Annotated in this window: 22 protein-coding genes and 1 other RNA gene; 10 read left to right on the top strand and 13 right to left on the bottom strand. The window is 58.0% G+C overall.

The features are described from left to right. Nucleotides 1-70: 70 nt before the first annotated feature. Genes H9Q16_RS04600 through H9Q16_RS04585 form a run of 4 tightly spaced genes read right to left on the bottom strand, consistent with a single transcriptional unit; the run spans nt 71 to nt 3,192 of the window. Complete coding sequence (locus H9Q16_RS04600; RefSeq protein ID WP_191074170.1) at nt 71-1,174, bottom strand: dimethylsulfoniopropionate demethylase; 1,104 nt, start codon at nt 1,172-1,174, stop codon at nt 71-73. Then, nucleotides 1,174-1,683, bottom strand: coding sequence for a DinB family protein (locus H9Q16_RS04595; RefSeq protein ID WP_191074169.1), 510 nt, complete (start codon nt 1,681-1,683; stop codon nt 1,174-1,176). Before H9Q16_RS04595 ends, H9Q16_RS04600 begins: the two co-directional genes overlap by 1 nt. After that, a complete protein-coding gene (locus tag H9Q16_RS04590; protein WP_191074168.1) occupies nt 1,680-2,390 on the bottom strand; it encodes a DUF1326 domain-containing protein in 711 nt (236 codons plus the stop codon). The genes H9Q16_RS04595 and H9Q16_RS04590 overlap by 4 nt, the downstream gene beginning before the upstream one ends. Before the next feature lie 16 nt (nt 2,391-2,406). Beyond that, nucleotides 2,407-3,192: a DUF2182 domain-containing protein gene (locus tag H9Q16_RS04585; RefSeq protein WP_191074167.1), complete on the bottom strand. Its 786-nt coding sequence runs from the start codon at nt 3,190-3,192 to the stop codon at nt 2,407-2,409. 90 nt (nt 3,193-3,282) lie between these two features. Here H9Q16_RS04585 and H9Q16_RS04580 point away from each other — a divergent pair, with 90 nt between their 5' ends. Then, nucleotides 3,283-4,014 (top strand): FadR/GntR family transcriptional regulator, encoded by a 732-nt coding sequence (locus H9Q16_RS04580; protein ID WP_191074166.1) that lies wholly within the window; start codon nt 3,283-3,285, stop codon nt 4,012-4,014. Between the two features lie 233 nt (nt 4,015-4,247). Then, nucleotides 4,248-4,595: a transfer-messenger RNA gene (ssrA, locus tag H9Q16_RS04575) on the top strand. Nucleotides 4,596-4,680: 85 nt separating this feature from the next. Here the strand turns inward: ssrA and H9Q16_RS04570 are convergent. Next, nucleotides 4,681-5,025 (bottom strand): hypothetical protein, encoded by a 345-nt coding sequence (locus H9Q16_RS04570; protein WP_191074165.1) that lies wholly within the window; start codon nt 5,023-5,025, stop codon nt 4,681-4,683. A 315-nt stretch (nt 5,026-5,340) separates the two neighbouring features. Next, nucleotides 5,341-5,868, bottom strand: coding sequence for a component of SufBCD complex (locus H9Q16_RS04565; protein ID WP_191074164.1), 528 nt, complete (start codon nt 5,866-5,868; stop codon nt 5,341-5,343). Nucleotides 5,869-5,991: 123 nt separating this feature from the next. Here H9Q16_RS04565 and hemB point away from each other — a divergent pair, with 123 nt between their 5' ends. The 3 genes from hemB (at nt 5,992) to H9Q16_RS04550 (ending at nt 8,491) form a co-directional block, all read left to right on the top strand. Further along, entirely contained in the window at nt 5,992-6,987 is a 996-nt protein-coding gene (gene hemB / locus H9Q16_RS04560) for a porphobilinogen synthase (protein ID WP_191074163.1), read from the top strand. A 7-nt stretch (nt 6,988-6,994) separates the two neighbouring features. After that, a complete protein-coding gene (locus tag H9Q16_RS04555) occupies nt 6,995-7,795 on the top strand; it encodes an endonuclease/exonuclease/phosphatase family protein (protein ID WP_191074162.1) in 801 nt (266 codons plus the stop codon). A 129-nt stretch (nt 7,796-7,924) separates the two neighbouring features. Further along, complete coding sequence (locus tag H9Q16_RS04550) at nt 7,925-8,491, top strand: lipid-binding SYLF domain-containing protein (RefSeq protein WP_191074161.1); 567 nt, start codon at nt 7,925-7,927, stop codon at nt 8,489-8,491. Between the two features lie 152 nt (nt 8,492-8,643). On the opposite strand, the gene H9Q16_RS04545 is transcribed toward H9Q16_RS04550, so the two are convergent. Then, a complete protein-coding gene (locus H9Q16_RS04545) occupies nt 8,644-9,552 on the bottom strand; it encodes an NAD(P)-dependent oxidoreductase (RefSeq protein ID WP_281403089.1) in 909 nt (302 codons plus the stop codon). Between the two features lie 60 nt (nt 9,553-9,612). Between H9Q16_RS04545 and H9Q16_RS04540 the strand changes: the two genes are divergently transcribed. Both H9Q16_RS04540 and H9Q16_RS04535 read left to right on the top strand, forming a co-directional pair. Next, nucleotides 9,613-12,078, top strand: coding sequence for a penicillin acylase family protein (locus tag H9Q16_RS04540; RefSeq protein WP_191074160.1), 2,466 nt, complete (start codon nt 9,613-9,615; stop codon nt 12,076-12,078). Beyond that, nucleotides 12,078-12,656, top strand: a complete 579-nt coding sequence (locus H9Q16_RS04535; protein WP_191074159.1) for a pseudouridine synthase — start codon at nt 12,078-12,080, stop codon at nt 12,654-12,656. The genes H9Q16_RS04540 and H9Q16_RS04535 overlap by 1 nt, the downstream gene beginning before the upstream one ends. Nucleotides 12,657-12,754: 98 nt before the next feature. On the opposite strand, the gene H9Q16_RS04530 is transcribed toward H9Q16_RS04535, so the two are convergent. The 4 genes from H9Q16_RS04530 to H9Q16_RS04515 all read right to left on the bottom strand — a co-directional run bounded on the left by H9Q16_RS04530 (nt 12,755) and on the right by H9Q16_RS04515 (nt 16,454). Further along, nucleotides 12,755-13,156 carry a DUF2177 family protein gene (locus H9Q16_RS04530; protein ID WP_191074158.1) on the bottom strand — a complete coding sequence of 134 codons (402 nt, stop codon included), beginning with the start codon at nt 13,154-13,156 and terminating at the stop codon, nt 12,755-12,757. 72 nt (nt 13,157-13,228) lie between these two features. Then, entirely contained in the window at nt 13,229-14,527 is a 1,299-nt protein-coding gene (gene hflX, locus H9Q16_RS04525; protein WP_216859290.1) for a GTPase HflX, read from the bottom strand. Beyond that, nucleotides 14,524-14,763, bottom strand: a complete 240-nt coding sequence (gene hfq, locus H9Q16_RS04520) for an RNA chaperone Hfq (protein ID WP_007119530.1) — start codon at nt 14,761-14,763, stop codon at nt 14,524-14,526. Before hfq ends, hflX begins: the two co-directional genes overlap by 4 nt. Before the next feature lie 152 nt (nt 14,764-14,915). Next, nucleotides 14,916-16,454 (bottom strand): TrkH family potassium uptake protein, encoded by a 1,539-nt coding sequence (locus tag H9Q16_RS04515; RefSeq protein ID WP_343067790.1) that lies wholly within the window; start codon nt 16,452-16,454, stop codon nt 14,916-14,918. Nucleotides 16,455-16,619: 165 nt separating this feature from the next. Between H9Q16_RS04515 and H9Q16_RS04510 the strand changes: the two genes are divergently transcribed. Next, nucleotides 16,620-17,429 (top strand): M90 family metallopeptidase, encoded by an 810-nt coding sequence (locus tag H9Q16_RS04510; protein ID WP_191074157.1) that lies wholly within the window; start codon nt 16,620-16,622, stop codon nt 17,427-17,429. Nucleotides 17,430-17,528: 99 nt separating this feature from the next. On the opposite strand, the gene trkA is transcribed toward H9Q16_RS04510, so the two are convergent. After that, nucleotides 17,529-18,905 carry a Trk system potassium transporter TrkA gene (trkA, locus tag H9Q16_RS04505; protein WP_191074156.1) on the bottom strand — a complete coding sequence of 459 codons (1,377 nt, stop codon included), beginning with the start codon at nt 18,903-18,905 and terminating at the stop codon, nt 17,529-17,531. Between the two features lie 128 nt (nt 18,906-19,033). Between trkA and H9Q16_RS04500 the strand changes: the two genes are divergently transcribed. Together H9Q16_RS04500 and H9Q16_RS04495 are read left to right on the top strand one after the other, a co-directional pair. Further along, nucleotides 19,034-19,510: a hypothetical protein gene (locus tag H9Q16_RS04500; protein WP_191074155.1), complete on the top strand. Its 477-nt coding sequence runs from the start codon at nt 19,034-19,036 to the stop codon at nt 19,508-19,510. Nucleotides 19,511-19,596: 86 nt separating this feature from the next. Beyond that, complete coding sequence (locus H9Q16_RS04495) at nt 19,597-20,601, top strand: ester cyclase (RefSeq protein WP_191074154.1); 1,005 nt, start codon at nt 19,597-19,599, stop codon at nt 20,599-20,601. Between the two features lie 26 nt (nt 20,602-20,627). Here H9Q16_RS04495 and H9Q16_RS04490 read toward each other — a convergent pair whose 3' ends face one another. After that, complete coding sequence (locus H9Q16_RS04490) at nt 20,628-21,410, bottom strand: class I SAM-dependent methyltransferase (RefSeq protein ID WP_191074153.1); 783 nt, start codon at nt 21,408-21,410, stop codon at nt 20,628-20,630. Between the last annotated feature and the right edge of the window lie 8 nt (nt 21,411-21,418).

Raw genomic sequence — 21,418 nt, 5'->3', positions numbered from 1 at the left:
CCTTCACCCTTTTTCAAATATCTCGGGGTCCGGGGCAGCGCCCCGAAAAACCGTTGTTCTCCCCCTGCGCTTACGCCCAGAATGCGTCCCGTACAACCGCCTGACGCGTCCCGTCGGGCGTGTGGACCTCCATCGAATTGCCCGCGTCCCAATGGGTCATGCGCACCATGCCGATCGCGATGTTACTCTCAAAGTCAGGCGAATAATTGGCCGAGGTCACCTGCCCCACGCTGCGCCCGCCTGCGGTCAACGCCCAGGGCCGATCACTGCCCGGCAGGGGATCGCCGTCAATCACAAGTGGTCGAATCTGCTGAACCGGCCCCTCTTTAGCAACCCGAAGCAAGGCGTCCCGTCCGATGCACCCAATCGCTGTCTGCGTGTCACAGAACCGACCCAGCCCACATTCGTGGGGCGTATTGTCGTCGGTCATGTCATTGCCGTAACTCAGCAGACCGCCCTCGATGCGTTCGATACCATTAGGACAGCCCGCCCGCACATCCAGATCTGCTCCTGCGTCGAAGAGTGCATTCCACAGGGGCATCCCAAGATCGCCCCCTTCCAGATAGATCTCATAGCCACCCTGTTTCGAATAGCCAGACCGCGCCACGACCAGTGACCGCCCCTGAAAGTCAAACATACCAAAGCGGAAAAATCGCACTTCGCGCACCGCGTCACCAAATACACGCGCCATCAGATCTTCGGCTTTTGGTCCCTGCACAGCCAGTGGGCTCACGTCTGGCTCGTCCACCAGCACATCCAGCCGGTAACCATTTGCAATCCCCTTGATCCACAACAGCAGATCGCTGTCTGCGATCGAGACCCACCAGCGATCTTCTGCCAATTTTACCGCGACCGGATCGTTCAGCATGCCGCCCGTCTCATCGACGATGGGGACGTAAAAGCATCGTCCCGGCAACATGCCGCGCAGGTCGCGCGGGGTCAGCATCTGCATCAGGCGCGCGCTGTCCGGTCCGCGCATTTCAACCTGTCGCTCGCACGAGACATCCCATACCTGCACGGCGGATTTAAGGTGATGGTAGTCTTCCTGAACGCTTTCGAAAACCGTCGGCAGCAACATCCTGTTGTAAACGGTATAGGCTTTAACTCCGGCGGCTTCGACACCATCGGAAAAGGGCGTGCGACGCAAACGGCGGGAGGGGGTAATCAATGCCATCAAAGGTGCTCCGGCATGAAGGGCAGATCGGTCACCGGCGCGTTCTGACCTGCTGCGGTCAGCATGGCGTGCACCTGGCCCCGGTGATGGATCTGGTGGTTGAAAACGTGAACGATGCAATCGGTCAGGGGCTTGGAAAAGTCCTCACCGGCTGCTTCGGAATACCAACTGACCGCGCCATCAAGGTCACCCGTCTGCAACGCGTCCGCCCAGCGACGGATGCGGCTGTCACAAGCCGCGCGTTCCGAGAGCCAGTCGGTGCGCGTGGGAAAATTGCCGCGGCTGCGGTCAAATGGCCCTTCGGGCGCGGGACACTGCGGATCGAACCGCGACATCCACAACAGATCCCCCCACAACAGATGGCTCAATGTGCCTTGGATGGACCCGAAGAAGGCACCGCGGTCGCGGTCCAGTTCCGCCTGATCCATACCATCAACAACCGGCATCAACTGACTGTTCTGCCACGCATTATAGCGCGCCATGGTCCGGACATACGTCGCCGTGATCATATCCGGCCGGGGCCAGCCCAATGAATGGGAATGATATCACCGGACTTGCCCTCGAAATCCCAGACACGGCCATAATCACGCACCTTGGATTTCAATCCAACTGCAGGATAGATCGTGGGGCCCATCCAGTACTGAGTGTTTTGCATGGACACCGGCGTCTCGGGGTCTTTCCCGGGAATCATCTCAATTTCACCCTGGATCTTGCGACCAACAATGATTCGGCGGCGGCGACCGTCGCGTTCGATGATGACCTTTTCACGCTCAGCGCCCAAAATCTCAGAAACGAGGAAATTGAATACGCCTGTATTGCCGCCAGCGGCACCCGTCAGGATCTGCAGTATACCGTTATACGCTTTGCCACTTGCACTTTCATCGACATAGGCGGCAACTTTCCAGTTGCCTTCGGCCATGCGCCCCGGAATGTCGATCAAAAGAGCGACGTTCAGGCCGTCCAGGCTTTCGCCCTCAAAATTGCCTTCGTCGATCTGCATGGCAAACCAAGTCTGACAATAGCCATAGGTCGGTGGATGCTGGCCAAGCGAAATACCGCAAGGGCAGACCACCTCGCACGAGCAGTTCATGAACAGCTCGCCTTTGATTTCCCAGTTCGTTGGGTTCATTCGACGACGGCCCGGGTTCTCCATACGGCTGTCGATGCGTTGCGAGATCGGCAAGCGATCCGCGTCGGGGCGCTTTTTGGGTGGCATTATGTTCCTCCTGAAATCACGTTGTTATCAGGGGCCATGCCGCCACGACGCCCGCGCCGCAGATCAGGGCAATCCCCATTGGTTTCGTCACAAGATGTCCGATTTGAGGTAGCTTTTCCAGCACCATGAAGAGTGTGGCCAGCCCCATCCACGCCAGATTCATTACGCCACCGGCAAACCCCAGCGCCATGAAACCCCAGCAACATCCCACGCAAAAGACGCCCAACCCCAGCCCCATGCGCAGCCCGCCCGGAAAGCCGGTGCGCCAGTTGCCCATGAAGTACATCATTGGCGAATGGCAGACGCCGTGGCAAATTTCCTTGGCGCGGGTAAACTGAAAAAGGCCAACTGCCAGCAACAGCGCTGCCGCAAACCAACGCGATTTGGCGATCCCCAGCATGTCGATCACACCACCGAAAAGCAGTGCCAGCTGAACGCCGGCGATCAGTGCAGCAAAAGCGACCCAGACAATGAAATAGCCCAGCAGCACCCCCAGCCACCCTGCCCGACTGCCATTGGCACTGACCATCAGGTCTTCGTAGCTGCGTAGCGTGGGAACCATTGTTGGTAACATCATTGCGGCCATCATCGCTGCCCACATAACAAACAGCGGCCCGAATTCGGCCATGGGCATGCGCATGTCCATGCGCGGATCCATCTGCCGCATCATCTCGCCCATGGCACCGGGGCGGCCCAGCAAATCAAGGTCCATATCCGTGGAAATCATGACCATCATCCACCACGCGCTCAGCACAGCGGCAAAGAAGGCCAGCCAGCAGGTAGAGCGCAGTGCAGGGTTCATGGGCGAAGTGTCCTATCTTGCAGACGACTCGATTCTTGCAGTTTTAATGTCAGACAATTAGATTCCGGGCAAACAGTAAATGTAAGACATATGAAAATTGATCATGACAGCCCTGCCGACTTGTCGGCCCAGATTGCCGCCGCGATACGCGATTCCATCGTCGAGGGGCGGCTTATCGTCGATGAACGTCTGCCGTCAGAGGCGGAACTGGCGGAACATTTCAACGTCTCGCGTCCGACTGTGCGCGAGGCGCTCAAGCGTCTGGCCGCGCAGTCGCTTATCCGGACCCAGCGGGGGGCGACGGGCGGCGCGTTTGTAAACCGTATCAGCTTTGAGGCCGCGCAGGTTCAGCAGATAACCACTTCCATTCTGCTCTTGTCGATGAACGCTGTCAGCTTTGAGACCGCCTGTGAGGCGCGGTTTTCGCTTGAACGCGCCTGCGCCCCGCTATCAGCCAAACGGCGCACGGCGGATCATCTGGCGGCGATGCGCGCGGAAATCCATCGTCAGGGACAGCCCGGTCTCACCGACGAGGCATTTTGCGCCTCTGACGTGACTTTTCACCGCGCGCTCGTGGATGGCGCAGGCAATCCTGTGCTCAGCTACCAGTTGGCAGGCGCAGTAGAGGCCATGCAGCCACTCATGAACATGATCACCTTCACAGCCCGCGACCGCGCGCAGATTATCGCACTGCATGAACGGATCGCGGATGCGCTTGAAGACGGCGACGGGGATGCGACTTCAGAGGGGCTCAGTGCGCTAGAGCGGGAAACGCAGACCCTCGCGCGGGATGTCTTTGCGGCCCGTGCCGCCAAAGGGTGAGCTGGAATGAAATGCGAAAGACGTATCTGGCTCTTTGCCAAAATGCACACGCCGCGCCGATAACCCTTAAGAACCCCCTAAAAACCGCAATCGTCACATTCACAGCACCGTATGCCGGTATCGCTCGTGTTGGCGCCAGGCATTTGGTGGGCGGACGTGTGCAAGTTGACCCTCTCATGTCAGAACCCTGCCGCACAGTCGGGAAATCCTGACCTTTGGCCTTTGATGTGCAACCCATTGCAATGGCCGGCAGCACGCCCTACATTTGGAGTGTCCTTCGGGACTATGGACATAAACGCGCTCGTAATAAGCGGATCGGACCCGGGGGCGGTACCCGGCGGCTCCACCAAACATCCTTCATTTGGGGATCATGGGGCCGAAATAGGATCGACGAACGTCTAAAGGTGTTGCTTTGTCTCGGTGAGTTACCACCGTTATCGGTACAAAATGTACAATTGCAAATGACAATCGTGCTCCGGTAGCTCTGGCTGCGTAAGCAGTCCGAAAAACCGAAAATTAAGCCCTAGCGCTTTGCAGTGTTAGGCGGGGTTTGCAGGTACCTGGCAACAGAAACCTGCGCTTTCATTCAATTCAACACTGATACATCGCCCGGGGGCGGTCCCGTTCTGTGGCAGAGTTGGGCGCGGCGCACCGCGCCCCAATGCTTTAAAAACCCTGATCCGCACACCAGGTTTCGCCACCTGCGCGCACCATGCCAAGTTCCTTGCCGTCAGCGCTGAACCAGTTGTAGATGTAGCGTGCTCCTCCGGACAGGGCGGCCTTTGCGACGTCGTCATTGCAAAGCTTGGTTGCTGCCTGCGTTTCGCGGCTGGCAAAATAATTTTCGGCCAACTGGTCCATGTCCTGAATGGTTTCGCCACGAATGGTGATCTGTTTTTCTACGTGCGTGGCTTTGGTCAGGCGTGACCAGTCATCATATTTGATACCATCCGCCACGTTGATTTCATCTGCTTCACTGGACAAATAAGCTGCCACCTCTTCATCGCTCATTGCGCTGCTTGTGCCCAATGTCATCCATCCGACAAGCCCCAGGGCAACGAGGATAATTATACTTCCAACTATTCTGGTCATTCCAATCCTCACAAGTAAGACAAATTTAACTTCGAAGCCGAATACAGAAAATCTTGCAAAAGACCACGTGCCAGTAACGTCCGTAGCCCTGATCCGGTTTTCGAACTCGACACGCTATTTCTGCCACACCGAAAGCCTATGAGCCAGTCAATAGAACTGCTTTATGTGGCACGCAAAAATTTCGGTTTGGACTTGGAACCCCTCTCCGAACGGCAGCATCTGACGATCACCTACTCAGCCGCCAAGCGAGCCCAGAGTCAGATTTTGATACATCCCCCACATCGCCGTCACGAAGATCGAAATCATGCCGATAATTTGGGTGTAGAGCCTATGGCGCATCAGGCGTTTGTGCAGGCGTTCGCCTGAAGCTTCCTCAGTCTGGATCACGCGCGCCGTGCGAAGGCTTAGCAAGCCGACGAGCGACAGCGGAAAGGCGAGCAGCATCAACGCCTGGGCAAATTCCACATTATACGCGATCGCCAAAAGTCCGAGCGATGTGAAGGCAAAACAGGTAAATCCCAGAACCCACAGGCCCGATACCTGAGCAATATATATCAGACGGTTCACGTTGATGCGTACCATATCTTCCAGGTCGACCGCCGCATCGCCACCGAAGCGACGCGCGCGTTGCACCATGTCGTAGGGGACCCCCAGCACATAATAGCTGGCGGTCGACCACACGACGCCCAATACGATCCAGAACCACAGGTTCGAGAACGACCGCAAGTCGATGTGTTCATTGATCGTCTGGTACCAGTCCAAGCCCGGGTCGCCTCACGCTGCCAAGTCGGCAGTTCATAACCGGGCGTGCGAATAATTCCTACCCTTGAGAGGCCCGTTTTTTCATGCCAAGCGTATTGGAACGTCATCTGAGGACTTTTTGCCATGCAGCCCGTCCAGGCCCCCTTCCCTGCAACCCGCCTGCGCCGCGTGCGTGCAACTCCTGCCCGACGCGCGCTGATACGGGAAAACAGCCTTGCGGTTGGTGATCTGATCTGGCCCATCTTCGTGCGTTCCGGTGAGGGCATTGAAGAACCGGTGCCGTCCATGCCCGGTGTCGTGCGACGATCGGTCGACCGGGTGGCGGATGCCGCACGCGAGGCTGCAGATTTGGGAATCGGTGCGATCTGCGTCTTTCCCTACACCGGGATGGAAGACCGTACAGAAGATTGCGCCGGGGCATGGGATCCCGGCAATCCCGCCAACCGGGCCATCGCCGCCATCAAAGACGCCACGCCGGGCATTGCGGTCATGAGCGATGTGGCGCTGGACACCTACAACATCAATGGGCATGACGGCTTTGTGGAAGACGGCAAAATCGTTAATGACCGAACTGTCGAGGCGCTTGTGAAAATGGCCCTCTCTCAGGCTGATGCAGGTGCTGATATCATCGGACCCTCAGACATGATGGACGGTCGCATCGGGGCAATCCGTTCCGCCCTCGAAGGCGCGGGCCATTCGGATGTGATGATCCTCAGCTACGCGGCAAAATATGCGTCCGCCTTCTATGGCCCTTTCCGGGATGCCGTCGGCGCGTCCGGCGCTCTGACCGGCGACAAGAAAACATATCAGATGGATCCGGCGAATTCGGATGAGGCCTTGCGGCTGGTGGCGCGCGACCTCAAGGAAGGTGCCGACATGGTCATGGTCAAGCCGGGCCAGCCCTACCTTGATATCTGTCGGCGGGTGAAGGATGCCTTTGGTGCACCAACATTCGCGTATCAGGTTTCCGGCGAATACAGCATGATAAAGGCCGCCGCCGCCCACGGGTGGGTCGACGAAGAGCGGATCATGATGGAAAGCCTGATGGGATTTAAACGTGCAGGCTGTGACGGCGTATTGACCTATTTCGCGCCTGCTGCGGCCAAACTGTTGGCCTGAGAGTTGCATGAAGATCATTTGCCTGAACGGCTGGGGCGGCAAACTGCACGATGCGCTGGTTTCATATGTGGCAGCGGAACAACCGGATGTATTGTGTCTTCAGGAAGTTGTGCACAGCCCGGGTACTGAGAAAGACTGGCTGACCTACCGCGACGGGGACCATGTCCTGCCACAACGTGCAAACTTTTTTCGTGATGTCTGTAAGGCACTACCGGGGTACGCTGCTACGTTCTGCCCCGCCGCCCAAGGTGTTTTGTGGGATGAAAGCAAGGCCATTCCCAGCCAGTGGGGGCTTGCAACCTTTGTGAGCCGGGACTTGCCCGTGATCGCGCAGGTTCAAGGGTTTGTACACAAGCACTTTACGCCGGATGGCTACGGCGATCATCCGCGATCAAGGTCGGCGCATGGTGTTCGTTTATACGACCTTGCGGCCGACCGCGCGGTCAGCATCACCCATATGCACGGGCTAAGGGATCTCGCAGGAAAAATGGACACGCCCGAGCGTGCCGCGCAGGCTCATCGTTTGTTAGGGTTGTCGCAGTCGATCACGGAAACAGGCGACCTTGCTGTGGTTTGCGGCGACTTCAATGTAGAACCGGGTAGTGAGACACTGCATATCATGCAAGAGGCCGGTTTCACCGAACTGGTGACGACGCAGGATTTTGAAGGCACGCGCAACACTTACTACAAGAAGCCGGGGCGCTTTGCGGATTATATGCTGGTCAACGATCCAGGGGCGATTGATCAATTCGATGTGCTTTACGATCCTGAGGTGTCTGATCACTGCCCGCTTGTTCTGTCCCTTTGAATTCCACCAGCAAAACAGCGAGTAACCGCCCAATTTTCACGAAAAACAATGACAACCGCCTGCATTATGATTAATGTGGCGCTCAAGTCGGGCAAACCGGCATCAGGCAACAATACGGGCAGATTCAACATGAACAAACCGACAGTTTCGCGGCGTGTGTTTACCTTGGGCGCATTGGCTGGGGTCAGTGTTACCGCAGCATGCGGCAATGGCATCGGCGGGCGCGGCTCACAGACCATTGACGCAAGGGTCGATGCGACCCTCAACCAGATGTACACATCATTTCCCAACACTCAAACCCTGGCTGCCAAGGCCAATGGTATGCTGATCATGCCGTTGGTGACCGAGGCGGGCCTCGGTTTTGGCGGCGCTTACGGGCGGGGGGCCTTGCGGGTCAACGATGTGACAGTGGATTACTATTCCGTCGTCAAGGGCTCAGGCGGGCTGCAAATCGGGGCGCAGCAGTACGCGCATGTGCTCTTTTTCATGACCGAAGACGCACTGACCGGTTTCCGCCGCTCTCCTGGCTGGGCAGCAGGTGCCGATCTGGAATATGTGATCTCGGATCGCGGTGACAGCGTTGCAGCAGACACCACGACAGTGTTATCTCCGGTGCTGGCGGCGGTCTTTGGGCGTGCAGGCCTGCGCGTTGGCGCGACCCTGGAAGGGACGAAATACACCCGCATCATTCCCTGAATGTAAGGTGCCTCGACAGGGGCACCTTCCTTGCTGTTGCAGTTTCAGTGCAGATCGAGGCACTGCGCCTGAACTGGTGGCCTACCACTAGGTGCGGGATACTGATCAGACATGCAGCGATGCCGAAAACACCAAGACCAGCAAAACTGTAGTCACCCCAAAGACTTCAACCGTTTGAAAAGGCTTGACGTATCCCAGCGGCCACCGCCCAACTTCTGAACGTCTTTGTAAAACTGATCGACCAACGCAGTAACCGGAAGGCTTGCCCCGGTTTCATTTGCCGCGTCAAGGCAGATGCCAAGGTCTTTGCGCATCCAGTCCACTGCAAATCCGTGTTCCCAGTGATCATCCAGCATCGTCTCATGCCGATTGTCCATTTGCCAAGATCCCGCAGCACCCTGACTGATCACTTCGACGACCGCGCGACCGTCCAAACCGGCTTTGTCCGCAAAGTGCAATGCTTCGCTGAGACCTTGCACCAATCCGGCAATGGCAATCTGGTTGCACATCTTGGTCATTTGACCCGCACCGCTGTCTCCGATCCGGCGACAGATCTTTGAATAGGCTTCCATCACGGGCAGCGCACGATCGTAGGCTCCCTGATCGCCACCGCACATGATCGACAACACCCCATTTTCGGCCCCCGCCTGCCCGCCTGAAATCGGCGCATCGACAAAACTGATCTGGTTGCCGTCCGCGGCCTCATAAAGCGCACGGGTGACATCGGCAGAAACGGTCGTGTGGTCAACAAAGATGGTTCCGTCGCTCATGCCCGCAAACGCGCCCGTATCGCCCAGACACACAGACCGCAGATCGTCGTCATTGCCAACACAGGCCAGCACAATATCCGCGCCCTGCGCGGCCTCTCGAGGTGTGGTTGCGGACGCGCCGCCATAAGTCTCGACCCAAGCCAGTGCTTTTTCATGTGTCCGGTTGTAAACGGTAACCGCGTGGCCCGCTTTGTGCAGATGCCCTGCCATGGGGCTGCCCATCACGCCCAAACCCAAAAACGCCAGTTTTGCCATCTGCTTTTCCTCGTCGATCCGTTGCGGTATTGCCAAGCGAACACCTATCACCTTGCGCGCCTTGGTCAATTGGCGCGCCTTGTTTCGGAGCGCCTGATGGCCGTGATTTTTCGCTGGATGGTCCGTCTGACAGCCCTTCTGATCATCCTGACTGTTTTGGCAGTCAGCCTGGTTTACTGGCTCGCCTCGCGGTCATTGCCTGACTACACCGACACCGTGGAGGTGCCCGGATTAAGCGCCCCGGTTGAGATCGTGCGCGACAACGCGAATGTGCCGCATATCTTTGGGTCAAGTGACGCGGATGTATTCTTTGGACTTGGGTTTGCCCATGCGCAGGATCGGATGTGGCAGATGATTACGCTGCGGCGCACCGCCCAAGGCCGGTTGAGCGAGGTTTTCGGGGCACGCACGCTTGAGATCGACAAGCTGTTGCGTCGCTTTGATCTGCATGGGCTTGCGCGTCAATCGGTTGATACCCTTGATGCCAAGACGCAAAACGCGTTGCGGGCCTATGCCGCCGGCGTCAACACGCGCCTTGATCAGATCAATTCAGAGGCATTGGGGCGTGGCGCACCGGAGATGTTGCTTTTCAATGCGCCGATGGCCCCCTGGCGGCCGGCAGATTCTTTGGCAATTGTGAAATTGATGGGCTTGCAATTGTCCGGACACCTTGACGCCGAGGTGATACGGGCGCGCACATCATTGATCCTGCCTGATCCGGATCGATTGATGGATATCCTGCCCGATGCACCGGGATCCGGTGTGGCGGCGTTGCCGGAATATGCGCAGATTGTGCCCGATTCCCCGCGCTATGCAGAAAATACCATGCCGACGCAGCATGCGTTGTCGCCTTTCAAGCGATTACCGTTTGCCGGTGCCTCGAATGCATGGGCGGCGGCACCGACACGGTCCGCGTCCGGGGGCACGCTGATGGCCAATGACCCGCATTTGGGGTTTACCGCACCGGCGATCTGGTACCTTGCCCGGCTGGAGCTTGAATCCGGTGGCGTGATCGGCGCCAGCATCCCGGGTCTTCCCGCGATCATGACCGGACGCAGTGAAAAACTGGGATGGGGCCTGACGTCGGCTTATCTCGACGATCAGGACGTCTATATCGAAGAGCTAAACCCGGACGATCCCGAAGAGTACCGCACACCGGAGGGGTTCAAGAAGTTTCGGTCGCGCGCCACTATCATTACGGTCAAGGATGCCGACCCGGTTACAGTCACATTGCGCTGGACAGACAACGGACCCGTCTTGCCCGGCAGCCATTACAATTTGTCCAGCATCACTCCGCAAGGGCATGTCACAACCGTGAACTGGACAGTTCTCAGCGCGCAGGACACCTCGCTTTCGGCGGCCATGGCGCTGATGGAAGCCAAGTCAGTTGAGGAAGGGATCGCCGCGGGCGAAAAGTACATTGCGCCCGCCCAGAACCTGACGCTGGTCGATACAAGCACCATCGCCATGAAGATGATTGGCGCCATGCCCCGGCGGGATGCAAACCACCAAAGCAAAGGCCGGCTGCCAACCCCAGGATGGATCCCTGAAAATCGCTGGCAAGGGATGATGCCCTACACGGCAAATCCTGAATTTGTAGCTCCGGCGGGTGGTATTCTGGGCAATACAAACAACAAGACCGTCGATCGCCCCTTTCCGAACCATGTGTCTTACCTATGGGGTGACACCCAAAGGGTGCAACGCTGGCAGCGTCTGATGCAGGCACGCGAGGTACATACGCGTGATAGCTTTATCGAAGCCCAACAGGATACCGTCAGCTTTACCGCCCGCTCGCTATTGCCGCTGATCGGGGCGGAACTGTGGTTTACCGGAGAGGCTGCGCCAGATGGTACCCCGGAACGGCAACGCCAGCGCGCACTGACACTTCTTGCAGGCTGGTCCGGCGAGATGAACGAGCATTTGCCGGAACCGCTGATCTATGCTGCTTGGCTGCGCAGCCTGCAGGCGCGGCTCATCCAGGATGAGTTGGGGCCGTTGGCTCAGGAATTCACCCATGTGCAGCCTCTTTTTATTGAACGCGTTTTTCGCGACGTGAACGGCGCCGCAACCTGGTGTGATGTATTGCAGTCAGCCCCGAATGAGACCTGTTCGGACATGGCGCGGCTTGCGCTGGATGACGCATTGCTTTGGATCAACGAAACATGGGGTACGAACCTTGAAAGCCTGCGCTGGGGTGATGCGCATCAGGCCACCCACGATCATCAGATCTTGGGTGAGGTGCCGGTGCTGCGCTACTTTGTAAACATCCGACAAAGCACATCGGGGGGCGACAACACCTTGCTGCGCGGTCGCACCAAGGGCAGTGGCCCCGATCCGTTCTTCAATGTGCATGGCGCCGGATATCGTGGCGTTTATGACTTCGCGGACCCGGATTCGTCTGTTTTCGTGATCTCGACGGGCCAGTCTGGGCATTTCCTGTCGCGGCACTACGACGACATGGCGCAGCTTTGGCGGCGCGGCGAATACATCCCGATGTCGCTGGATACCGATCTGGCCCGGGCGGCGGCGACCGGGATCACCATGCTGATGCCGGCAGATTGATGGCCAAGGGGCGCGGTGCGCGGGTGATTTTGTTCAACAAGCCCTTTGGCGTGTTGTCACAATTCAGGGACAAAGGCACACAAGGCTCTGTCCGCCCTACCCTGTCTTCGTATATTGACGTGCCTGGGTTTTACCCTGCGGGACGGCTGGACAGGGACAGCGAAGGCCTGATGGTGCTTACCGACAACGGCGCGCTGCAGGCACGTATCGCCCATCCCAAGTTCAAACGCCCCAAGACATATCTGGTTCAGGTTGAAGGTGCCCCGGACGCGGGCGCGCTGGATGCCTTGCGTCAGGGTGTAGACCTCAAAGATGGTAAAACCGCACCCGCGCAAATCACGCAGCTCGATCCCCCCGCTGATCTATGGGAGCGCGACCCGCCGGTGCGCTTTCGCAAGACCGTTCCGGATGCGTGGTTGCAGATCACAATCCGCGAGGGGCGAAATCGCCAGGTACGGCGCATGACGGCCCATGTGGGCCTGCCAACCCTGCGGCTTATCCGTATCGCTGTCGGAGATTGGTCGTTAAATGCGCTGCGTCCGGGCGCCTGGCGGTGGGCGTCCGAAAGCGGAGCATGACCAGGCAGGAAACCGTATGCAGGGCAGATGGGTCACATCTGTGCCCGATAATCTTTCTCGGAGAGGCCCATGCAGCAACCCAAACGCCCCAATTCCAATCACCCGATCAGTCGCGCCAGCCAGACCCCGCCAGCCGCGCTTACCGCTGTCAGGAAGGTGCCCCAAGTCACATCGGTCGCGACCATCTCCCAAGACCAGTCTTTCATGACCGCGAACGACGTGAACTCGTACGTGCCATAGGCTGCCGCGCCGAAAAGCGCTGCATTGCCCATCACCCAAAGCAGGCTCTTGTCTTGTGAGAGCGCAGGCACAGAGACGAACCACAAAAGCACAGCCGCGTAAAAGGCATAGAATGCAAACGCCGGGACCATGCGGATGTCTTCCAGCAAGAGATCACCGACGTGGCGGTCAAACACCGGTTTGACGATGTAACTGAGGCCGAGAAAATCGATCGCCAGAAAGATGCCAAAGGTGGCGATATAGAGAATTACAAGGGTCACTGCCGCAGCTCCGTCAATTGGGTGTGCTGAGTGATATGGCGCGGGTCTTTCGAAAAGCCAGCGCAAGCAGATTCAAAGCTGCTGAAATTGCGCTTCCTGTTTGGCGGACCAGCGCACTTTGAGGGCAAATCCGTCATCGGTTTGCGCTTCTTCGGTGACAACATCCTGATCAAACAACCACGCGCGCTTTTTTCCTTCCGCAAAGCCAAGCGTCAGATCGGCCACGCGGGTGGCACCTTGCAGGGCTTCGGCTATCGCCCGTTGCAACGTATCCAGCCCTTCGCCGCTGATGGCGGAAATAGCGAGTGTGTCTTCATCGCGTGCCGCGCGCTGCCGCAGCGCGTCCGCCGCGTCCTCATCCAGAAGATCAAGCTTGTTCCAGACCTCGAACGTGCGAATGCCATCGTCGACGCCAAGCGATGTCAGGATATCGCGCACATCGGCGGCCTGTTCATCGCTCTCGGCGTGGCTGATGTCGCGGACATGCACGATGATGTCTGCTGCCAGAACCTCTTCCAGTGTCGCGCGAAACGCCGCGACCAGTTCAGTAGGCAGATCAGAGATGAAGCCCACCGTGTCACTCAGGATGATCTCAGGTCCATCGGGCAGCACGAGAGAACGCATGGTCGGGTCAAGCGTGGCAAACAGCATGTCCTTGGCCATTACCTCCGCCCCGGTCAGACGGTTGAACAATGTAGATTTGCCAGCGTTGGTATATCCCACCAGCGCGACAATCTGGAATGGCACCTTGGCACGGGCAGCCCGGTGCAGGGCGCGGGTTTTCACGACCTTTTCAAGTTGGCGCCGTAGACGGACAAGCTGTTCATCAATGGCGCGTCTGTCCGCTTCGATCTGCGTCTCGCCGGGCCCGCCGACAAAACCAAGACCACCGCGCTGACGTTCCAGGTGCGTCCAGGCGCGTACCAGCCGGGTGCGCTGATAATTGAGGGCAGCCATCTCGACCTGCAGCACGCCTTCTCGGGTGGCGGCGCGATCGCTGAAAATTTCCAGGATCAAGCCTGTGCGGTCCAGCAACTTGACGCCCCAGGCTTTTTCCAGGTTTCGTTGCTGCACGGGACTGACCGGGCCGTCCACCAGCACCAACTCGATCTCTTCGTTGTGCATGAGGGCCTTGAGCTCATCAATCTTGCCTTTTCCGAAAAGCTTTCCTGCATCAACGGTGCGCGACGGCACGACCTGCGCGCCAGCGACCTCAAGCGCGGGCAAGGCGCGTGCCAGTGATACCGCCTCTGCCAGTGCAGCGTCGGGGTCTCTGCGATCTGCATTCGTGCGGATGTCAGGATGAAGCACCCACGCGCGCGTCACGCGGGGTCCGTCGGTATTGTCGATTTGGAAGGCCGCTTTGCTCAAGAAGCGTCTTCGCCCTCATACAGCGAAATTGGCTGGCTCGGCATGATCGTGGAGATCGCGTGCTTGTAGACCAGCTGGCTTTGGCCATCGCGACGCAACAGCACACAAAAGTTGTCAAACCAGGTGATAACGCCCTGCAATTTTACACCATTTATCAAGAAGATGGTGACTGGGACCTTGGTCTTGCGCACATGATTAAGAAACGCATCCTGAAGGTTCTGTCTGTCAGACGCCATGAGTAATCTTTCTTTTGTTCTTGCTGGCGTCCGCGTATCGGACTCCCCCAATGGGGCGAGTATGTCGCGCACGTATGGGACTTTCCACCCCCAATCTCACGGGGGTGTTCAGAATTGGCGCTGAGGTGTGTCAGAGGCGCAACCACATGGCATCATGACCGCCAGAGGTCAGGGGTCAGCAAGGCAATGATTGCAAGCGTCTCAAGACGCCCCAATACCATCGCACCACACAGCACAATCTTGGCCGCCACGCCCAGCTCAAGGACGGCAATCGGGGCTTCGGCAGCGTGTTGCATCAGGGGCCCGGTCGTCGACAGGGCAGACACGGACATGATCATCGCCTCTTCAAAACCCGCACCTGCAAGTGTCAGCAGAAGGGTGATGGCCGCAAGCGACATGGCAAAGAGCATGAAGAAGATCCACGCGATGAATGCCCCGTTGCTTTGCAAACGCCGTCCGACGGCCCCCGCCCCGCTGACCGAACTGGGATGCACCAGCCGTTGCATTTCGCGCACGCCGTTGGAGTAAAGCGCAAATACCCTCAGCAGCTTGACCCCTCCCGCAGTGGTCGCGACACCGCCCCCGACAAGCGCTAGCCCCATCAAAATGAGCCCTGACGTCGAAAGCCCCGACCAGCTTTGCGCTGTCGCCCAATGCTCCGACACGAAGCCTGTGGTGGTCAGAAAGGACATAACGGTGAACACAGCACCCCAAAGCGCCTGCGCCGCCTGGGATATGTTTTCAAATTCTGCGACATCATAAGCGCCGATCCAATGACGCGCGAACAAGACAAGCGGAACCACCGAAACGACCAGCAGTCCAATGCGGAACTCAGGGTCAGTGAGCAGCCCACCTTGTGTCGCGGTCACTGTATCTTGCGAAAATGTAAGACGACTAAGAGCGAACAGCATGAAAAGAAACATCACCGCCTCGCCGGGGATGCCAATGTTTGCATTTTCGATCCCGCCAACCGGCGATATGCCCGATGTCGCCATAATCGACATCGCATGGCAGATGGCTATCAGGGGTGTCTCACCGCCAAAAAGCTGCAAAAGCCAAAGCAACAGCGTCAGGGCAAAATAGATCGGCAGCAACGCGCGCGTCACTCGGATCAGCCTTTCGCGCGGGTCGGCGTGGGCACGCTGTCCTCCGCTGCCAGATTCGCGGCGACCCGGCTCTGCCTGTGCGGTGACCTCAAAGCCACCAAGGTGCAGGGGGGCCAAAATAGCTGAAGCTGCGATCCACATGACCAGTCCGCCCATCCACCCCACTTGCGCGCGCCACAAATGCAATGTCCGGTCCAACCTTTCGGGATCATCAAAAACAGTGGCGCCCGTCGTGGTGATCGCACTGACCATCTCAAAATAGACATTGATGAACCGCGTCGTCGGCAAGGCTTCGTAAAAGGGTAAGGCCAGCATCACAGGCAGCGCGACAAACGCCGACAGCAGCGACATGAGGGGCCCAAGCGCGCCATGTCGCGGCATCCTGCCAGCGTGTGCGACAGCCACCAGCGTGAAAACGATCATGCCCAGCAAACCGGCGTAAAAGAATGCCCGCGCCGCTTCCAGCTCGCGCACCGCAGTCCCATAGACGGCAGGCACCATCATCGAGACCGAAAAAATACCGAAGAGCAGAAGAAACAGCGGCAGTTTCAGCAAGGAAGATCGGATGGAGTGATTGCGGCTCACGGGCGGGCCTTTGCAGTGGGGCCGTCAGGCGGCATGAATTGTTGTGTCTTGAAGATGCACCGCTAAGTCAACAGTTAGGGGGTCTAACGACATGCAATGCGGGCATCGACACCTTGCCTGGATGCCTCTTGCAACACTGACCTAACTCGCTCCGAAAGGGCTGACATGACGTTCCTTTTGCTCGCTGCGATCTTTGTTTCGGGATTTTTCGTGTACAGAGCCTGGCAAAGGCGGCAACACCGCGCAGATCTGCTGGACAGCCTGCTGCATCCCCACGAAAAAAGGATGCTCAAAGCGCAAATCCCCATACTTCAGAGGTTGCCGGCCGCACTTTGGGATCCGCTGGAAGGCAAGATCAATCTTTTTCTCGATCAGGTCCGGTTCATCGGCTGCAACGGTCTGGAAGTAACAGAGGAAATGGAACTGAGCATTGCGGCGCAGGCCTGTCTGCTCGTGGTAAACAGCGATGCCTGGTACGACAATCTGACGACCGTCATGATCTATCCCGGCGCGTTCAAATCGCTTCGCAAAGACTATGACGGGTATGTGGTGACCGAGGAAGAAGTGATCCGCAGCGGCGAAAGCTGGTCACGCGGTCCGGTGATCCTGTCTTGGGAGGATTCGCATCGTGGCGCGCTTAACGCGCAGGACGGGCACAATGTTGTGTTGCATGAATTTGCGCATCAACTTGACGATATGTCCGGCCACACTGATGGCGGCCCCATGATGGCAGAAGGGCAAAGCTTTGAAACCTGGTCGCGGGTGATCCGGACCGCTTTCGAGCGGCACAAGGCCAACGTTGAACACGGTCGCAAGACAGCTCTCGATGCATATGGCGCGACCAATCATCAGGAATTCTTTGCCGTCGCTGTCGAAACCTTCTTTGAAAAACCAAGCGCATTGCACGCAGAAGAACCGGAGGTCTATGCAGAGCTTGTAAAACTGCTCCAGGTTGACCCCAGGGTTTGGCGGTGATTGCCAGGCCGCACTGGGCCGAGCGCATCCTTGTGCCGCAGCTGCGCCTTGGGCCGCGTGAACATGGGCCTGAGACGCCCTTAAACTGACGCGTCACAATCAGAAAAAATCGATTGAAACCTGCATCAACTGCTCGACGTTCGGCACGTCTTCGGCCAGCACAAAAAGGGCCATCACGTCGCCTTCATCAATGCGCGTGCTGCCCAGAGGGCGCATCACCTTGTCGCCCTTGCGCAGCATGCCGATCAGCGCTCCTTCGGGGAAGTCGATCTCGCTGACCAGTTTGCCAGCGACGGGCGATGTGGACAGGACCTCCGCTTCGATCACCTCGGCTTCGGCGTCCCCGATGGAATAGACCGCGCGAACCCGGCCATGACGGATATGGCGCAATATCGAACTGACGGTGGTGGCCCGAGGATTGATGTACGCGTCAATCCCCAAGGGGGTCATCAGGGGCACCAGTGTTGGATCGTTGATCAGCGCGATGACATAATCACATCCTTCAGCCTTGGCCCGCACACAGGCAAGCATGTTGGTCTTGTCATCATCCGTAACCGCGAGCATCGCATCTGCCCGAGCAATCCCCGCTTCGGCCAGCAAGGCTGCATCCAGCCCATCCCCATTCAGCACAATCGTCCGTTCAAGCGCTTCAGCAGCCTTTTCGGCGCAGATGCGACTTTTCTCAATCATCTTGGCGCGCACCCGCCGTTCGCCGGACTCAAGCGCCTGGGCCACCGCCAGACCGACATTGCCGCCTCCGACAAGTACCACCCGGTCCTGTTTGCTGGACTTCTTGCCGAATATTTCCAACGTGCGTGCAATATCGTCGCGGTGGGTAAACACGTAGCAATCATCCCCGACGAACAGCTGATCCTTCGCCTCTGGCGCAAAGAGGGAGCCGTCGCGCCGTACCCCAACCACCACCGCGCGCAATGTCGAGAAGAGGTCGGTCAGCTGCCGCAAAGGTGTGTTGACCACCGGACAATCCGTATCAATGGTGATCCCGAGCAGGTGCGCCTCACCATCCATGAAAATTTCGGTATCAAAGCTCGCTGGGGCCGAGAGGCGCTGCAGTGCTGCTGAGGCAACCTCCTTTTCTGGGCTGATAACCACATCGATCGGCATGTGTTCACGACGATAAAGATCCGAATAAATCGCATCGAGATAGCTTTGCGAGCGCAGTCGGGCGACCTTGCGATTGATGCCGAACACCGAATGGGCAACCTGACAGGTAACCATATTAACCTCATCAGAATGCGTCGCGGCGATGATCATCTCTGCGTCGCGGGCGCCGGCCCGGTCCAGTACATCTGGATAGCTGGCAAAGCCTGCAACCCCCTGAACATCCAGCGTTTCCGTCGCCCGGCGCACCAGATCGGCGTCGCTGTCCACAACGGTAACGTCATTGCGTTCACCACTCAGGTGGCGGGCGATCTGCCAGCCGACCTGTCCTGCGCCGCAAATGATCACCTTCATCATAGCACCTAAGGTTGAATGAGGCCGCCTTGCAATGGCCGTTCAAGATCAGGTTAGAGGGCATGACAGAGAGGTTGGCAAGCGTCAATCGGATTGTATTCGCGATCAGGTCTGCGCAATATAGGTGCATGAAACGGTCGGCTCTTTTCCTAGTACTTGTCGGATTTGGTATCGTTGCCTGCGGCGGTCTCGAAACCTACTATCGCCCAGGCGTCAGCGTCAGCACGCTGAACCGGGACACCGATGCCTGCAAAGTCAAGGCGTTGCGCGATGTCCCGCCTTCCACGCAGGTCCGCCGTTACCCGCCCGAATACATTCCGCCCGTCAAGGAATGTGACGCTGATGGTGTCTGCACGGTCGTCCGGGTGGGCTATTTCATTCCCGGCGAAATCGTGACCTTTGATCCAAACGACGCCTTGCGCAAACGGGTTGAAAACCAATGCATGGCAGACAAGGGCTACCTGCCCGTTTCCATTCCGCCCTGCCCCGGCAATGTCGTAAACACCGTCCCTGCCCGCGCGACCAAGACATTGCCGGACCTGACGCCGAATTCCTGCGTTATTCGCAATAAAAACGGCACGTTCCAGATCGTCACACGCGGCTAGCCTGATTTCGGTGAGGGGCAAATTGGCGCTGGTGCAAACGTGTGCAAGCGGCTAACTCTTGCACAGCACTTTATCCGAGAGCCCTCATGACAGATCTACAAGACGCCAAATCCCTTGTGCAGGCACATTACGCGGCACTTGAAGGCGCAGACAGCGAAACAGTTACTCAAATTCTCTCAGAGCGGATGACGGCAGATGCAACGTGGCGTGGGGTGCATCCGTGGAACGAACAGGTTGGGCCGGCAGGTGCCGCCGTTTTCTGGAAACTGTTTCTCAGTGCCTTTGCCCATGTGCAGCGGCGCGAAGACATTTTCTTTGCGGGACGCAATGAAATAGACAACGAAGCGTCTGTCTGGACGACCTCAATGGGACATTTGATGGGTTTGTTCGACGCGCCTTTTTTGGGCATTCCCGCGACCCGGAAGCTGGCAATGCTGCGCTACGCCGAATTCAACCGGGTCGAGAATGGAAAGATCGTGGAAACAGCGTTGTTCTGCGATGTTTTGCACCTGATGACGCAGGCCGGATTAAACCGGTTTCCCCAACAAACCGCCGTCCATATGATCCAACCCGGTCCCCGCACCCATGATGGGCTCTTGATGGGCGAAAACGATTCCGCCGAAGGCGCAAAGACGCTGGCGCTCATTGACCGCATGATTTTTGCCATAAGCGCCGCCAACGACGATCCATCTGCGCGTACCCCGCGTGAAGAACTAAAAGAAAACTGGCATGACGACATGATCTGGTGGGGTCCGGACGGCGTTGGTGCGACCTACACCATTGACCGCTATATCGAACAACATCAGGGCCCATTCCGGAAAAACATTACGGACCGTGTCTTTAACGGACATGTGTGCCGGATGGCGGAAGGCACCTATGGTGGGTTTTTTGGCTGGCCGAATCTCACGCTGACCAACGCCGGGGCCTATATGGGGATCAAGGGGGATCCAAATGTGCGCGCCGATATGCGCGTGGTGGACATCTATCGACGAGATGGTGAGAAGCTGGCCGAAAACTGGATCTTCATCGACGTGTTACATTTCCTGAAGATGCAGGGCGTGGACGTGCTGGAAGAGCTTGCCACCCGCTGAAAGGCGCAATCCCTACCCGATATACCCTAGGCATCCGCTTGCAGTGGTTTCTCAAGGTGCCAAATCTGCTCTGCCGGGTAGATTTTTGCCCATTCTGCGGGAACGGAACCGCGGGTCCCGCCGGCTTGATCCGGGGCGAAAATCTCCTGATAGCTATCAATGCTGAACCCGATTTGTCCGAAGAGATCAATCCAGCCAGACACCGTGAGATTGAAGCAGACACCGCTGGGATCGATTTCGACCTCTGTCCAGTCAGCCCCCCACATGCCCGCATAGGGACGATGCAGCAAGGTGTCGCAGGGGGCGCCGTTCAGCGGAGAGCAGATAAGAGAGATCGGATGGTTTCCCAGAAACACAAGCTTGCCTCCGGGACGCAACAGTCGCCACGCCTCTCGTAGCCAAATCTCTGGCGGACACCAGATTGCAGCCCCGTATTCCGAAATCGCAAAATCGAACGAGGCGTCGGGTAGCCCTGTGTGCTCAGCGTTTGCTTCGAGAAAGCGGATGTCGATACGGTGCTCTTTTGCCAGGTCGCGGGCCACCGCAAGCTGGTTGGATGAGACATCAATCGCCGTGACGGTCGCACCACGCCGCGCCATCCACGCGGCGACATATCCTGTCCCGCAACCAAGTTCGACGGCGTCCTTTCCGGACATATCCGTAGGGAGCAGCTTCAACTCGGTCTCCGACCTCCCCCAGTTACCCCACACCGGTGCGCGCGATGCCCAAAGCCGCCGACCCGCTTTGGTCCAGTTGACCGCGTCCGCGTCCCAAACCGCGCGGTTTATCGCGACGTGATCGCGCGACATCGGTGCCT

This window comes from Sulfitobacter aestuariivivens (genome assembly GCF_014763045.1).
GTDB lineage: Bacteria > Pseudomonadota > Alphaproteobacteria > Rhodobacterales > Rhodobacteraceae > Sulfitobacter > Sulfitobacter aestuariivivens.
This window is presented reverse-complemented; position numbering and strand designations above follow the sequence as displayed.

Bases quoted from the DNA above. Each gene is read 5' to 3' on its own strand.
- H9Q16_RS04550 (WP_191074161.1), top strand. From the start codon at position 7,925: ATGAACAAACCGACAGTTTCGCGGCGTGTGTTTACCTTGGGCGCATTG.
- H9Q16_RS04510 (WP_191074157.1), top strand. From the start codon at position 16,620: ATGACGTTCCTTTTGCTCGCTGCGATCTTTGTTTCGGGATTTTTCGTG.
- H9Q16_RS04585 (WP_191074167.1), bottom strand. From the start codon at position 3,192: ATGAACCCTGCACTGCGCTCTACCTGCTGGCTGGCCTTCTTTGCCGCT.
- H9Q16_RS04490 (WP_191074153.1), bottom strand. From the start codon at position 21,410: ATGTCGCGCGATCACGTCGCGATAAACCGCGCGGTTTGGGACGCGGAC.
- H9Q16_RS04600 (WP_191074170.1), bottom strand. From the start codon at position 1,174: ATGGCATTGATTACCCCCTCCCGCCGTTTGCGTCGCACGCCCTTTTCC.
- hemB (WP_191074163.1), top strand. From the start codon at position 5,992: ATGCAGCCCGTCCAGGCCCCCTTCCCTGCAACCCGCCTGCGCCGCGTG.
- H9Q16_RS04555 (WP_191074162.1), top strand. From the start codon at position 6,995: ATGAAGATCATTTGCCTGAACGGCTGGGGCGGCAAACTGCACGATGCG.
- H9Q16_RS04500 (WP_191074155.1), top strand. From the start codon at position 19,034: ATGAAACGGTCGGCTCTTTTCCTAGTACTTGTCGGATTTGGTATCGTT.
- H9Q16_RS04580 (WP_191074166.1), top strand. From the start codon at position 3,283: ATGAAAATTGATCATGACAGCCCTGCCGACTTGTCGGCCCAGATTGCC.
- H9Q16_RS04595 (WP_191074169.1), bottom strand. From the start codon at position 1,683: ATGATCACGGCGACGTATGTCCGGACCATGGCGCGCTATAATGCGTGG.
- H9Q16_RS04535 (WP_191074159.1), top strand. From the start codon at position 12,078: ATGGCCAAGGGGCGCGGTGCGCGGGTGATTTTGTTCAACAAGCCCTTT.
- hfq (WP_007119530.1), bottom strand. From the start codon at position 14,763: ATGGCGTCTGACAGACAGAACCTTCAGGATGCGTTTCTTAATCATGTG.
- H9Q16_RS04570 (WP_191074165.1), bottom strand. From the start codon at position 5,025: ATGAGCGATGAAGAGGTGGCAGCTTATTTGTCCAGTGAAGCAGATGAA.
- trkA (WP_191074156.1), bottom strand. From the start codon at position 18,905: ATGAAGGTGATCATTTGCGGCGCAGGACAGGTCGGCTGGCAGATCGCC.
- H9Q16_RS04495 (WP_191074154.1), top strand. From the start codon at position 19,597: ATGACAGATCTACAAGACGCCAAATCCCTTGTGCAGGCACATTACGCG.
- H9Q16_RS04590 (WP_191074168.1), bottom strand. From the start codon at position 2,390: ATGCCACCCAAAAAGCGCCCCGACGCGGATCGCTTGCCGATCTCGCAA.
- H9Q16_RS04540 (WP_191074160.1), top strand. From the start codon at position 9,613: ATGGCCGTGATTTTTCGCTGGATGGTCCGTCTGACAGCCCTTCTGATC.